The sequence below is a fragment of the Sulfobacillus thermosulfidooxidans DSM 9293 genome (assembly GCF_900176145.1).
Taxonomy (GTDB): Bacteria; Bacillota; Sulfobacillia; order Sulfobacillales; family Sulfobacillaceae; genus Sulfobacillus; species Sulfobacillus thermosulfidooxidans.
Map to the genome: position 1 here is coordinate 161,039 of NZ_FWWY01000001.1, position 12,174 is coordinate 173,212.

The 12,174-nt window shown below is 61.2% G+C and carries 18 protein-coding genes; all 18 read right to left on the reverse strand.

What is annotated here, in order from left to right:
* Window positions 1-2 precede the first annotated feature (2 nt).
* Window positions 3-620, reverse strand: a complete 618-nt coding sequence (locus B8987_RS00845; protein WP_084660683.1) for a metal-dependent hydrolase — start codon at window positions 618-620, stop codon at window positions 3-5.
* Complete coding sequence (locus B8987_RS00850) at window positions 617-916, reverse strand: hypothetical protein (protein ID WP_084660684.1); 300 nt, start codon at window positions 914-916, stop codon at window positions 617-619. Before B8987_RS00850 ends, B8987_RS00845 begins: the two co-directional genes overlap by 4 nt.
* A 71-nt stretch (window positions 917-987) precedes the next feature.
* Window positions 988-1,395 (reverse strand): hypothetical protein, encoded by a 408-nt coding sequence (locus tag B8987_RS00855; RefSeq protein ID WP_084660685.1) that lies wholly within the window; start codon window positions 1,393-1,395, stop codon window positions 988-990.
* A 46-nt stretch (window positions 1,396-1,441) separates the two neighbouring features.
* Window positions 1,442-2,125 (reverse strand): SAF domain-containing protein, encoded by a 684-nt coding sequence (locus tag B8987_RS00860; RefSeq protein ID WP_084660686.1) that lies wholly within the window; start codon window positions 2,123-2,125, stop codon window positions 1,442-1,444.
* Window positions 2,126-2,186: 61 nt separating this feature from the next.
* Complete coding sequence (locus B8987_RS00865) at window positions 2,187-2,801, reverse strand: hypothetical protein (protein WP_084660687.1); 615 nt, start codon at window positions 2,799-2,801, stop codon at window positions 2,187-2,189.
* A 29-nt stretch (window positions 2,802-2,830) separates the two neighbouring features.
* A complete protein-coding gene (locus B8987_RS00870) occupies window positions 2,831-3,352 on the reverse strand; it encodes a hypothetical protein (RefSeq protein WP_139793439.1) in 522 nt (173 codons plus the stop codon).
* A complete protein-coding gene (locus B8987_RS00875; protein WP_084660689.1) occupies window positions 3,285-3,812 on the reverse strand; it encodes a hypothetical protein in 528 nt (175 codons plus the stop codon). The genes B8987_RS00870 and B8987_RS00875 overlap by 68 nt, the downstream gene beginning before the upstream one ends.
* A 52-nt stretch (window positions 3,813-3,864) precedes the next feature.
* On the reverse strand, window positions 3,865-4,308 hold the full coding sequence (locus tag B8987_RS00880) for a hypothetical protein (RefSeq protein WP_084660690.1): 444 nt from the start codon (window positions 4,306-4,308) through the stop codon (window positions 3,865-3,867).
* 210 nt (window positions 4,309-4,518) lie between these two features.
* Window positions 4,519-4,725, reverse strand: a complete 207-nt coding sequence (locus B8987_RS00885) for a hypothetical protein (RefSeq protein WP_020373547.1) — start codon at window positions 4,723-4,725, stop codon at window positions 4,519-4,521.
* A gap of 111 nt (window positions 4,726-4,836) precedes the next feature.
* Complete coding sequence (locus tag B8987_RS00890) at window positions 4,837-5,610, reverse strand: hypothetical protein (protein ID WP_084660691.1); 774 nt, start codon at window positions 5,608-5,610, stop codon at window positions 4,837-4,839.
* Complete coding sequence (locus tag B8987_RS00895) at window positions 5,607-6,431, reverse strand: type II secretion system F family protein (protein WP_084660692.1); 825 nt, start codon at window positions 6,429-6,431, stop codon at window positions 5,607-5,609. The genes B8987_RS00890 and B8987_RS00895 overlap by 4 nt, the downstream gene beginning before the upstream one ends.
* A gap of 39 nt (window positions 6,432-6,470) precedes the next feature.
* Complete coding sequence (locus B8987_RS00900) at window positions 6,471-6,770, reverse strand: hypothetical protein (protein ID WP_084660693.1); 300 nt, start codon at window positions 6,768-6,770, stop codon at window positions 6,471-6,473.
* 82 nt (window positions 6,771-6,852) lie between these two features.
* Entirely contained in the window at window positions 6,853-7,677 is an 825-nt protein-coding gene (locus tag B8987_RS00905) for a hypothetical protein (RefSeq protein ID WP_084660694.1), read from the reverse strand.
* An 11-nt stretch (window positions 7,678-7,688) separates the two neighbouring features.
* Entirely contained in the window at window positions 7,689-9,008 is a 1,320-nt protein-coding gene (locus B8987_RS00910) for a TadA family conjugal transfer-associated ATPase (protein WP_084660695.1), read from the reverse strand.
* A 24-nt stretch (window positions 9,009-9,032) separates the two neighbouring features.
* Entirely contained in the window at window positions 9,033-10,529 is a 1,497-nt protein-coding gene (locus tag B8987_RS00915) for a MinD/ParA family ATP-binding protein (RefSeq protein ID WP_084660696.1), read from the reverse strand.
* A 28-nt stretch (window positions 10,530-10,557) separates the two neighbouring features.
* Window positions 10,558-10,923, reverse strand: coding sequence for a hypothetical protein (locus B8987_RS00920; RefSeq protein WP_084660697.1), 366 nt, complete (start codon window positions 10,921-10,923; stop codon window positions 10,558-10,560).
* Between the two features lie 6 nt (window positions 10,924-10,929).
* A complete protein-coding gene (locus B8987_RS00925; RefSeq protein WP_084660698.1) occupies window positions 10,930-11,895 on the reverse strand; it encodes a ParM/StbA family protein in 966 nt (321 codons plus the stop codon).
* A 31-nt stretch (window positions 11,896-11,926) separates the two neighbouring features.
* Window positions 11,927-12,169: a hypothetical protein gene (locus B8987_RS00930; protein ID WP_084660699.1), complete on the reverse strand. Its 243-nt coding sequence runs from the start codon at window positions 12,167-12,169 to the stop codon at window positions 11,927-11,929.
* Window positions 12,170-12,174 lie beyond the last annotated feature (5 nt).

Sequence of the window (12,174 nt, forward strand, 5' to 3'; positions counted from 1 at the left end):
CTTTAGATCCAATGAATACTCTGGTAAATCCCCCAACTGCTCGCCACGACGAGGATGCCTAACTCCGGCCGCCAGAGAATCAAAGCGCCTTGAATCCCCCATCGAATCAGCGTCTCGGGCCACGTCCCGACGAGAATGTTGGGCACTGGACTGTGGACCCACAGACGTACGGGCCAAAACCACTGCACGCCCGTCGTATTCCAGGTATCGATCAGCATGTGGGAGAGATATCCAGCCCCCCATCCCCAATCACTCCCCGATCCCCACAGGTGGCGGAGCCACGTGACGCTCTCGGGATGTCCCAATCCGACCCCCACGGCCCAGAGACCATGCAGCATCAGACGTCCCAGCACGGGCACGAGGATCAGCGTCCCCATCCAAAAGAGCAGAGAATGCCACAACCCGCGATGCCGCCACCACCCGGCCGCTTGCCCCATCCGCACGACCCAGGATATCCCGGGAACATGGCGGGTTAACAAGGCTTCGGGATGATCGAGATCCGGGGCCAGACCGCCGATCCCACCACAGACGATGAGGGCCGGTGTGAGGGAATGATGCGTGATCGTGGCCACGACGGCCGCCGCCGCCACTCCTGCGACAATATGCGTCTGTCCCGTCATGATCGCCCTCCTGGCAAGTGCCATCGCGCACTCCATCGCACAAGGCCGGTAATCAGCGTTTCCCAACCTCCGCCCACCATCATGCCGACGAGAATCAGCCCGAACGTAATCAGGAGCACGTGACGCACGACTGGAGCCCCGTCAGCGACCCCCTTGATCGGAGCGACGCGCATCCGCTCCGGGCTCTGATAGGCATGCCAGAGGGTGAGGGCAAGATGCGCCATGCCCCAGGCAATGACGCCTAATCCCATGATCCCAATCACGGCATTCGCCAATCGCGCTACCACATCGAGCATGATCCCCACCCCCTGGCTCTCGTCGTCTTACGCACATCAGATTTCGCGCACGTCTTACGGTTCCGGTCGCCTTACGGCGCATTTTGCAAATGCTGGCCAATCGTGTTCCCTGCGTTGGCACCAATGTGCAGCAATCCATTGACAATCGACACCCAATCGCCATTCAGAAAAATGCCCGCGAGCACAAGCCCCGCTAAAATGTCCACACCGGCGGCCACCACTTTCGGCATCTTCGAGATTCCGGATCCCAAAATCCCATTCGTATACCCACTATCGCCGCCCCGATAATGCGCGATGAGGATCTGTACAAAGCGCCAGACCCCCGCAACAATGATGATCAGCCCCATGAGTCCGAGAAACCAGCCAAACCCCTGGATGATTACTTGTCCAAAGGCTGTTTGCGCGGGATTGGTCACGGGTACGTTCGGCACCGTAAATCCACTCCCCGTGCCCGTCGTGTTGCCACTCGCAAACCACATATGCCATTCCTCCTTGTTCAATCTTCACGACGCGATCTCCGTCTCCTTATCCTTTGGACTTGGACTGGGTAGACGACGCCGACGCTGACGATGATCCCGACGGAGCCGATGATGTCGTCACGGATGCCGTCGGCACACTGCCCCCGGCGTACCAGACGGGAGCCGCTTGCGTCGTCTGCGGGGCCAACACCAGCGTTTGGCCTACCAGACTCGCCCCCACGGAGACGGGTACCGCCAAAACCACCACTTCATCCGTTTGCGGATTGGGCGTGCCCGGCGGTGCCAAGACCTGCAACACCGGCACGTTGGCACCTAAGAGTTCTCCCGCGCTCGCGCCGCCCACGCTGGTCCGATAGACGGCGACCCGACCGCCCACTACGACGCCGGTGGCCGCCCCTTCTTGCAGCGTCACCGGCAGCGCGACGACACCGGGCGGTAAATGAAATCCCGCGCGGGCCGCGGCCGGAATCGGCACCCCGGCAGGCAACGGCATCCGTGCCTTAAACCCAATGACTTGCGTCGGCGTTAACAAATGCTCTTGACTGGCCCACGACGCCGGGACCGATTCCGACGCCACCTCACTGGCCCCCACGGGCGTATTGGCCGGTACCGCTTGCCGGAGCACCGCAACGGAGACCATGTGGGGCGGATGCGCTGCCGCGGTCGCAATCACGACGCCCACAATCCCCAACGTACTGGCTAATCCAATGCGTAACCATTGTGCGTTCATCCTCTGGCCCCGAGGGGCCTTCCCTCCTTTATGATGGGATTGTTCACCACTGTCCCGGACGCTAGGGCATCATGCCGTTACTCAGGCCGCCGGGCATCATGCTGCCCCCGCTGCCGTTGCCGGACGATTGCTGTTGGACGGAGGTGCTATTCCCCAAATTGATCGTGGCCACTTGGGACGATCCCAAGGGCGCCTGAATGCCCCACACCGGCGGGGGGTTCAACACCAGCGCCACCGTAAACTGTCCCGATCCCGACGGCGCGACGCCGAGATCCACCACCCCGTTTTGCGCTAATTGCGTGGCGACAGGAATCCCCACCCACGTGGCGCCGTTGGCGGTGGAACACGTCGCCGGAACGCCCGGTACGGGCACACATCCCGTCACGGACGATGCCGTACTCAGTTCGCTCAAGGCAGCTTGTTCGAGATCTTGCGTAAATTGGGATGTACTGACTTGCAACGATGACGCCGATTCGGAAGCATAACTATAGGCCACCGCCGTGCGCACCGCCGACGTGAGGGCGACGTGGAGTTGGGATTCCACGCTTTGCCATCGAGCGGCCACGGTGGTGATAAATACCGCCACGGCCAGAATCAGACTAAAGCCGACCGAGAGAATCCAAATGGCGATACCATCCGGCCCTCGGGATCGGGGTTGCCCCATCCACGACTGCATGCGGTTCCTCCTCTCTGTCCGATCAGTGCCTATTGATATCCCGGCGGCGTCTGACAACTGGTGTTGAGATCGACCGTCGGGGCCAAACTCACCGCTTGCCGCATCGCCCGCCACGTGATCGTCGGCGATCCCGCCGCGCTATCGCCCCACCAAAACGGGACGGCCACCTGGGCATCCACCGTCACCGCTTGGCCATACCCGGTGTACGTCAACGTGGTGGCGGGCATGAACTGGATCTGCTGCGCCACGGTACTCAACGGATACACGGCCACGGCCCGCGTCCAGTCTTGGTTCACCGTACTGTCCCAACACCCTTCTGACGCCATCGCGTGCGTGGCGATTTGAACGGCTTGTTGGAGTTCGATCTCCACCAGGATCGTGCGAGCGGTCCATACCATCGCGGTCAGAAACACCACCACCACACTGAGGATGAGCAGATTGGGGATATTGACGCTGCCTTGCGTGGCAAGCCATCCCGCGCCCCTAGCCCTGCGGCGTCGTACAGCTCGCGCTCCCCGCTGGGAGATTCGCTTGCGCGTTATAATACGCATCACTGGTCACCTCCGCCCGCCCTTGCATGGTGATCGATAACACGGGAATCCCCATCCATCCCCCGATTTGAATGGGCACATCCACTGTGACCACCATCGCGGGATCATATCCCGAGGTTAATCCGCCGCCGCCCGAGGAGACAAAGAGCACTTGTTGCGTAATCGGCGCCCCTTGGGGCGTCGTCAACGCCACGGTCACGCCCCGACCCGGCGCCAGCGTCAGGCCGGCAACATCCTGTTGCACGACCTGCGTCACCGTCGAGGTCCAACATCCGTAGGCGGCCACGCCTTGGGCCGCATCATACGCCGCTTCTTGGGCCACCGCCCATCCCCGACCGACTTGGACGAGATCCACCAGAACAAAGAACACCGCGATCCAAAAGAGCAACACCGCGCCGAGATCCAAGGTGGAACTGATCCCGCCACGTGCGATTCCCCGACGGGGCTGCTGTCGTCGCATGGATGCTCATCTCCCTTTTTGTTCTCAGTCCGCGGGGACCTGGAGAGGGGTGTCAACAATGCCGACAGCCCTCGACAGGCTCCCACCCGAACAAGGCGCCCATCGCGTTGTAGGCGTCTTCTTGATAGTAGCCACCATCACTATCCAAAACGGATTCCCACTCCGGCATTCCGGCAATGGCCATGCGAATGCAAAATTGGACTTTACCGCGAAAGCAGGAGATGCCGCGTCCGTTCTCCACCTTTTGGCGCCACCAGTCCCGGTAATGCACCATATCTTCACGCAACGCCACATCTCCTTTGGGTTCGCCCCATTGAGATGCTGTCGTCCCGTCTTTGAGCAGCCCCATCGCCTGCGCAGTCTCAAAGGTGAGATAGGCCGCCAATCCCGCGCGAAATTCGCCAAACAGATCCATCGGAGCAATCCGATCAAACAACGCCCGGATCTCAGCTTGAGTGAGAATCACCCGAGCCGTGTCGATAGTATATTTAGCCATGTGCCATCTCCTCAGCGACAAAATCATCATCACAACCGGGGCCAAATCCCGTGGGTGAGGACCAACCAAACGATGTCCACCGAGAGAAAAAGCAACCCGAACAAAATCATCCATTCTAGGCGGCCCATGTTGTGGTCCCTCTCTCTCACAAAAAAATCCTCGGTTCGGATCAGAACGATTCCGATCTAAACCGAGGATGACCGCTGCGTCTTAGAGCGTTTGGGCTTGGGTGTTGAAGAAGTTGGTAACGTTCGTGAGCAAGTTCTTAATCGCGGTGATGCCGCCGCCGGCGGTCAACCACAGCACAGTGCCGCCGGCAACCAAGACGCCGATCACGATCCAGATAATGGTCGTGAAGTTCACCGATCCGCGAGCGTGGGTGCGGTGCACCATCCACCATGCCATCAGATTCGCCATGACGAGTCTCCTTTCTCGAATTCTAGAATCCTGCGTGTGCGCGACACGAGGATCTCACACCGAGATCCCATAAAACACACACGCCCTGCCGACCACAGCCAGCAGGGCATATCATGATGACGGGATCTCCGACGGGGACGATGCGGGACAGCCAAACTCCGTGTGCACGCAATTCGGAGGATGGGGCATGTGCTGCAGGGGCAACCACACCACCCACCATTGCGCGGGATCCCCGACATCATGACCGGGCCGGAGCGGGACCGCATCGCCAAACATGATTGCTTGCATCCATGGCAACTCGCGCACTTCCCGACGGGGAAGGGCCGCAAACGGCGTTCCTTGACGGGTCCGTCCCCGTCGGAGCCCAATGCCCCCAATCGTCGAAAACGTATGACTGATGAGAATGCCGTGCACAGGGGCTCCCACCGGCGCTTCCGCATCGGCTAACGCCTGCCACTCACGGCGCCGGGTCCTCTGAAAGGCGTGGGCCGCATCCTGTGGCGAGGTGCCAGCCCATGGCGTCACAATGGTATGCCGTTCCCAATGGGGCACGGCAGGACAGGGATCCACCCCCAAAACCTGGGCCGTCTGACGCCAGACCGCCCAACTCGTCGGCATCCAAAACACCGTCTGCCATCCCACCCGTTGCGCCCGTCGCATCCCGATCCGATTGATCTGGATGATGGCGATCTGCGCCCCCACCGCCGTGACGATCATGCCGATCATCGCCCCGGACATGCCCCCCAGGACGTCCCCGAGTCCGGCGGCCGGAATCAGGGCGGTCAGGCCCATCATGCCCAGCACGCCCCAGAATCCCAAACGATCACGTTCCAAATTGGACCAGATCCAGGCCCACGGTTGCAGATACCAGCGATCCCAGATCATAATTGCAGTCCATGCAAGCCACTCAAGGCTTGCGCTAACAAGAAGTAGAGACCCATGACCATCCCACTAAACACCGCCAAAATCGGAATCGTGCTCATCGTCTGATCCACTTGCCCCGTAATGCGTTCTTCCTCGCGGTACTGAATGGCATTGAGCATCGTCACCAGCGGTTCCAACGCCTTGCCGGATAAGCGTCGTCCGGCCGTGGTCCCCAAAATGGCGGCGAGCACCACCGCTTCCATGCGCCGCACCCGCGTCGCCATCTGGCCAAATGCCGCCGCAACCGGCAGACCCCGTTGCAAGTCAAACAGCACCCGATCCAACTGATCCCCTAACGGCCCCCGCACCCGCTGACGGCCGGCTTCAATGGCGGGAATCAGCGGCAAACCCAAGTCCAACAAAATCTGTAAATGATGTAAAAAGGCCGGTAAGCCTGCGACCACCCGGCGTTGCCACCGCGCAAAACGTCGGCGAATCACCACATTCGGCAAGCCTAACACCGTCCCGATCACACCGAGCGCCACGATGGGCCAAGGAATCCCGGATAATCCGAGCACCAGCCCAATCCCCCCGGCCAGGACCAGGACCGTCAAAAACCATTGCGTCACGTTGATGCGCATGGTCACCGCGTCTTGCCGTATCCGTTCCATCGTGACTCGCCGCCACACCCATTGGCCCGCGAACCGCAGCCGGTCTTCCCATCCCGGACGGGCTGGGGCAAAGTACGACAAGGGGCGGGGTTTGGGGCCCAGCATCCATCCGGTCCAGAGTCCGACTCCACCCAATAATCCTAATGCCACCCATCGCCACAGCGTCGTCATCTGTCAACCTCCCATCTGCCAAGTGGTCACCTATGGACCCTACCGGGGAGCCCGCCGCAATGACGTGTCCGGGTGTGCAGTCGGAGATCGGGCCAATTTCAGTCCAGCGATCCCGTCCTCGATGCCGTGATAGGCTCCGACACCAGCCGATGTGAGGAACGCGATCCCCACGACAAGCCACACCACAGGATGCCACCAGCGGAAGCGAATTTTCCACCGTTGATAATCGAGATACCACTCGGTGGCCCCAACATAATACAGCCCCCGTCCTACCCACGACACTTGCCGTCGCCAGGCGGCCACGGAATAAAACCGGGGATCTCCTGAAGGCCGATTCATGAGCCTCACCATCCATTGCTGAACCTTTCTCAGAGACTTCACCCTAGTCCAGACGTCCTGGCGGAATCGTTCCGCGGTCAGCCTACGCCACTTTTTGCGTCTGATTCATCAAAATCGTGAACGCCCCAAACGTAATTCCACTGGCTACCGCCCCAAACACCGCCGCGATAATGCCCCGATCCAAAGTCGCCACCGTCTGCGAGACGAGCGGCCACCCCAACTGGATCAGGATTGTGATGCCCAACATGATCAGCCCCAACCGTTGGCTCCCCGTGATTTTTCCGGCGCGCTTTTGTTCGGTTTGGAGCCGGTCCCCCCACATCATTGTCAAATTCGTGAGCAGATCACTGGCTTGCACCGTCTGCGTGCGGACTTGTGTGAGCACATCCCCCAACAACTCCACTTCGCCCAAGCCCAGATCCCGCCCGACATCGCGAATAAACTCGGTCGCGGCTCCCGTCTGCCGGGTTTCGCGCCGTAGCGCGGCCGTGAGAACATCCGCCAAGGGCGATTCCGCCGTCTCCCGGGCATCCCGCAACGCAATGACGAGATTCGCCGTAATAGGCAAGAGGAGACGCAAGGTATTCGCCAAGGTGTAAAACTGGGTATCGAGGAGCACATGCCGTCGGCGGCGTAGCAGCAATCGGATCCATCCGGGAATCATGCTGGCCGTCAATCCGAGTCCGAGAACTTCCCCCACATTATGGGTAATCGTCCACACGAGGCCGCCACCAATCAGTCCGGCGCCTAGTGGCGCGAGCGATTGCACACTAGCCGGCCACGTGGGACCGAGATCCCAGACCGGCGCATTCGGAGCGGATCCCTGACGTGCGATCCGCATCCCCCCGAGCATCCACCCCATCCATCCCAAACTGATCGCCAGGATTACTATCGCGATGAAGAGCATGTCGTTCCTCCTTATGACCCGTGATGCGCATATCGGCGAATTTGCGCCATGAGTGTCGGAGACGGATCGTGCACGGGAATCCAATCGGCGCCATCCCAATCCCAGAGCGAGACAATCTCACCGGATTCCAAAATCTCGGAAATGTTCGTAATGCGGCGCACAAGTTCGCCATCCGCATTCACCCACCGCGTAATGTGCACAATCACATTAAAGGCGGCTTTCACTTGCTGGACCACCGTGTCCCACGGCATCTCTAAGCCCGCTCCCAGCAGCATCCAATAAAACCGCCCGAAGAGCATGGACGGATCTTTCAAGTGCACCGTGAGCAAGAGTCCTCCAGCTTCCGTCACGCCCGCTTCGAGGACATCCTTGGTTTCGGCTCCCCGAATCTCTCCCACGATAATGCGATCAGGTGTCATCCGCAACGCATTGACAAACAGGGCGTGCAATGACACATCGACGTCCGCCGCATCCGCATCCGACTTTTCGTGCCCGATCATCGACACGGCATCGGGGAAAAAGTCCACCAATTGCAACTCGTCAATGTCTTCAATGGTAACAATGCGTTCCGTGGGCGGAATCGCCGCCCGCGCCACCGCGCGCAAAATCGTGGTTTTACCGGTGTTGGTGGCCCCGGCAATCACAATGTTGGCCCGCCCCCGCACGGCTTGAATCAAAAAGTCCTCCATTTCCGCATTGAGCATCCCGCGGTCAATCAGGTCGCTCAAATCCATCGCTTGGCCCCGGGAGCGTTTGCGAATCGTTAACAACGGGCCATCGTTGCCCGAAATGCTTTCGTGCACCACGTTGATGCGGGCTCCGTTGGAGGGCCACATAATGGTTTGCAAGGGCCGCACCGGCTGATACCGGGCCCCGGCGCGGGTACACAAAAAGTCGGCGAGTTGCGAGGCTTCCTGCGGACTGCGGAGCACGCCGGGCACCACATCCCATCGCGGGCCCTCCGGCGTCTGATGCAAAATCCGCACCCGCGTTCCGCTGACCGTAATCTCCGTGACAGTCGGATCGTTCATCCACGGATCAATCGCCCCCGCTCCAATAATGCGACTTTGGAGTTTTTCGACAATCGCTTGACGAATCTTGGGGGCGGCAATGTTGAGCTGCGCGACGGCGCGCGCCACGACATCCGCCACCTGTCCCGCATCCACATACGTCGCGGAGGCGGACATGAGCGCCGGATAATGCTGTTCAATCCAGTCCCACGCGGCATTTTCATACGCATCAATCTGCGGATCTCGCGTATCCTGTTGCAAATTCGCCCGGAGGGCCGCTCGTTCCGTCCCCCGCCGCAAATATTGATCAATGTTGGCCATGTGTCCTCCTTTCGACGCTACGCATTACTGACGCCCCACCACCCGGCTCTCGCGGCGTTTGCGCGCATGCCGATCCGGTTGCCGTCCCGTCAACGCCACCAAGATGTGATCCCACCGCACTTTGCGCGGCCATGGAATCGCACGCTGATGCATCAACGCGGCATTCGCCGCTTTCGGCACCCACGGAAGATTGCCGACGAGTTCTAAGTTCGGCAAATGCACGGTGCGAATGTCTTTCAGAGATACGGCGTCGTGTGGGGATCCCCGGTGATTCACCAGCAACACAATGCGCTCATCCGGAATCCCCAACCCTTGCACCATCTGTTGCCGCACCCGGTCGGCTTCGGCCAGGGCATCGTACTCCGGCGTCGTCACCAGCACAATGACTCCATCTTGTCCCGCCCGCGTCAGGGCCGTTTCGGCTGCTTCATCGAGCGCAGGATCGGTATCCACGACGACGACGGGATCCGATTGCGCCAGGGCCCAATCCAGTACGTAACCCGGGGTCCGTTCGGGGGGCAAGGACACCCGCAACCGCCGGGTCGGCCCCGGAATCACAAACACCCCGGGTTCGGGGGGGCGCAAGCGTTCGATCCACTCCCCCACCATCCGGCGTTCGGTATCCTCGTCAATGCCCCGTTCCCGAATCGCGGTGCGGGCAATCTCGATACTGTCAAAGAGTTCATCAATATTCGGCATCCGGGCATCGATGGGCCAAAAATGGAGGGCGAGATTGGGCTTGAGATAGTCAAAATCAATGCCCATCGCACTGCCGTACCGCTGCGCGGCTTGTCGTAATAACGACGCCGCCACCGTGGTTTTGCCGACGCCCCCTTTGCCCCCTACCACCACAATCAGCCGACTGGCCGGAAGCACCGCCCGCACCACACGGGGTTCGTAGGCATCCAGAGCCTCCGCGCCCGGAGCAGACGGCGGAGTCTTCGCCCGCCCCCACCAGCGCCGTTTGACCGGACGAGACGACGGAGACGGGGCCGAGGCGGCGTGATCCGGAATGTCTGGGGCGGATGCAGGCGCCGAAGCTGAGCCCGGCATCGCCCGAGTCACCTCGACCGATGGTCCTGACGCCGGGGGCACAACCGGCGCGGCGGATCCCCACAAGGCATCCCCAATGGCCGCATAGTCATAGATCAATTCCCCTGTGTCCGGTTGCGTCTGCCCCTCAAACACCGTCGCCGCCGTCGCCAACGGCGTCGCCGCCAAACTGCCTAAGGACCCCGCCACGCCATCCGGCGTCCCCTCCGCGAGAAGCACAATGCGCGTGGGCGCCGTGCGATGCTGAATGAGCGTCATAATCACCTGGGCCCATTGCGGTAAATCCGGACAAATGGTCGAGAGCCACAACGCAATCGGTTGATCCGACCGCAGCGTGAGCACATTCGGAATCTGGGAGGCGTGCGCCACTTCGAGCACTTCTTGCACGGCATCGCGCCCTTGATCCCGCACCCATTCCAATAAACTCGTATTGGCATTGGGATCGACTGCCACAATGACTGTCCACATAGTGAAACTCCTTTAGCACAAATTTGTCCTACCGTTCTTCGTCCGTCTCGGGACGGAGGGATGCCCAAAACGCGGAGACTGTCGCGGTATCCCAAGCCACCGACGCGCCCTCCGGATCCGATGGTGGGGCATCACCCTGGGCGGCTTCCAAGGCCGCAACCCGGCGCGTCAAGACCTGAATCGCCTCCTGAAGGGCAGGTAGCGTCGCGGCATCCCCTGGGGCGGGCGGTTCCGAATCGCGCGTTTGCTCCGTCCGCATCATGGCATCCCGGAGACAGGCTTTGATCCACGCACTCCGTTGACCTAGCGGGACGTGGGTTTGGATCCACGTCACGAGATCGGCATCCCGGGCATCCCAATACAGATAGATGGTCCAATGCGGACGCCGGGCCATGAGCGATTAGGCTCCTTCCGCCTGGATCGCCGCGTAATACCCGAGCACGTTGGCCCACTGCGGATCGGCTGCCACCGTCAAGGGCATCCCTGCCACGACCACGTCCCGGAGAGCCGTGGCTCCGCCTCCGATCACCCAACACCGGCGCATTCGGGGCAAAACCGCCGACCACGCGGCGTCGAGATAATCCCGCATCGTGGCTTGCCACGCCCGTAACGCCCGCGCTTGATACCGGGCCAAGTCTACGTCTCGGCCTCGAATCACGATCTGGGTTTGGTGATCCACATCTTCGGGCCACAACGCCACGCCCGTTTCGGCCCGAACTTGCGCGGCCACGTGCAGGGCCAAGTTCCGCGTGCCAATGTCCCACGTGCCTGCCGGATCCGCCGTGACCCGCAATCCCTGCCGACTCCATTCGACGACCACATATTCCGTCGTCCCGTACCCAACATCCACAATGCCATACAGTCCTGGCTCCGATGCGGGCGTCATGAGACTCAGCGCCGCCGCCATGCCTTGGGGATAGACGACCACGCGGGAGATCGTCAACGGGATGCCGTTCACCGATCCCGTGCCGTGGAGCTGCTGTTGCAGTGCCTGTCGCTCCGCCTGATACCACCCGAGCGGCACGCCCACCGCTAACGTCCAGGGCTCCGCATCCCCGCGCAGGCCGTCGGCCGCCACGGTAGACGCTAAGGCCAGGAGCGTCAGATCCCGCGTGCCCGTGCTCATCCCTTTCTCGTGACCCAATACTGTCCGGGCTTGACGCGGGGCATCCGTCCCCCACCAGTAGGCTTGGCTATCCGATCCCCACGTCACGATCACCGGGCGGGCACTCGCCACCGCGATCATGTCCTGCCCGGCATTCTCGCCCACCGCGGGCACAATCCAACTGGGCCCTTTCCATCGTCCGCCCCGCGGACCTAATCCTTTACAAAATCCATGTCCGACATCGATGGCCACAATGCCCACACACTCGCTTCCTTTCCATAACCCTCCAGGGTTAGTTCACGACCCACGCGTGAATTTGGAGACGCTTCCCGGTGTCCGTTCGACCGTCCATCGTCCAGAGTGTCCGTCCGCCCGAGAGGGGAACGGGCACGAGATCCGCCACGACGCCATAGCGCGCGGCCAAGGCCCGGCATACCGCTACGGCATCCTCCACGGGATCAGATCCGGTGTCTTGTACGACGGCGGATTCCGCCGTATTCCCATCATCCAGCCGATAAATGCGCCATAACACCATGAGTC

Coding starts and splice junctions, on each gene's coding strand:
- B8987_RS00920 (WP_084660697.1), bottom strand. CDS start 10,923: ATGGCCCGGCGTCCGCATTGGACCATCTATCTGTATTGGGATGCCCGG.
- B8987_RS00885 (WP_020373547.1), bottom strand. CDS start 4,725: ATGGCGAATCTGATGGCATGGTGGATGGTGCACCGCACCCACGCTCGC.
- B8987_RS00845 (WP_084660683.1), bottom strand. CDS start 620: ATGACGGGACAGACGCATATTGTCGCAGGAGTGGCGGCGGCGGCCGTC.
- B8987_RS00855 (WP_084660685.1), bottom strand. CDS start 1,395: ATGTGGTTTGCGAGTGGCAACACGACGGGCACGGGGAGTGGATTTACG.
- B8987_RS00870 (WP_139793439.1), bottom strand. CDS start 3,352: ATGCGTATTATAACGCGCAAGCGAATCTCCCAGCGGGGAGCGCGAGCT.
- B8987_RS00875 (WP_084660689.1), bottom strand. CDS start 3,812: ATGCGACGACAGCAGCCCCGTCGGGGAATCGCACGTGGCGGGATCAGT.
- B8987_RS00865 (WP_084660687.1), bottom strand. CDS start 2,801: ATGCAGTCGTGGATGGGGCAACCCCGATCCCGAGGGCCGGATGGTATC.
- B8987_RS00905 (WP_084660694.1), bottom strand. CDS start 7,677: ATGCTCTTCATCGCGATAGTAATCCTGGCGATCAGTTTGGGATGGATG.
- B8987_RS00910 (WP_084660695.1), bottom strand. CDS start 9,008: ATGGCCAACATTGATCAATATTTGCGGCGGGGGACGGAACGAGCGGCC.
- B8987_RS00915 (WP_084660696.1), bottom strand. CDS start 10,529: ATGTGGACAGTCATTGTGGCAGTCGATCCCAATGCCAATACGAGTTTA.
- B8987_RS00895 (WP_084660692.1), bottom strand. CDS start 6,431: ATGACGACGCTGTGGCGATGGGTGGCATTAGGATTATTGGGTGGAGTC.
- B8987_RS00850 (WP_084660684.1), bottom strand. CDS start 916: ATGCTCGATGTGGTAGCGCGATTGGCGAATGCCGTGATTGGGATCATG.
- B8987_RS00900 (WP_084660693.1), bottom strand. CDS start 6,770: ATGAATCGGCCTTCAGGAGATCCCCGGTTTTATTCCGTGGCCGCCTGG.
- B8987_RS00930 (WP_084660699.1), bottom strand. CDS start 12,169: ATGGTGTTATGGCGCATTTATCGGCTGGATGATGGGAATACGGCGGAA.
- B8987_RS00890 (WP_084660691.1), bottom strand. CDS start 5,610: ATGATCTGGGATCGCTGGTATCTGCAACCGTGGGCCTGGATCTGGTCC.
- B8987_RS00880 (WP_084660690.1), bottom strand. CDS start 4,308: ATGGCTAAATATACTATCGACACGGCTCGGGTGATTCTCACTCAAGCT.
- B8987_RS00860 (WP_084660686.1), bottom strand. CDS start 2,125: ATGAACGCACAATGGTTACGCATTGGATTAGCCAGTACGTTGGGGATT.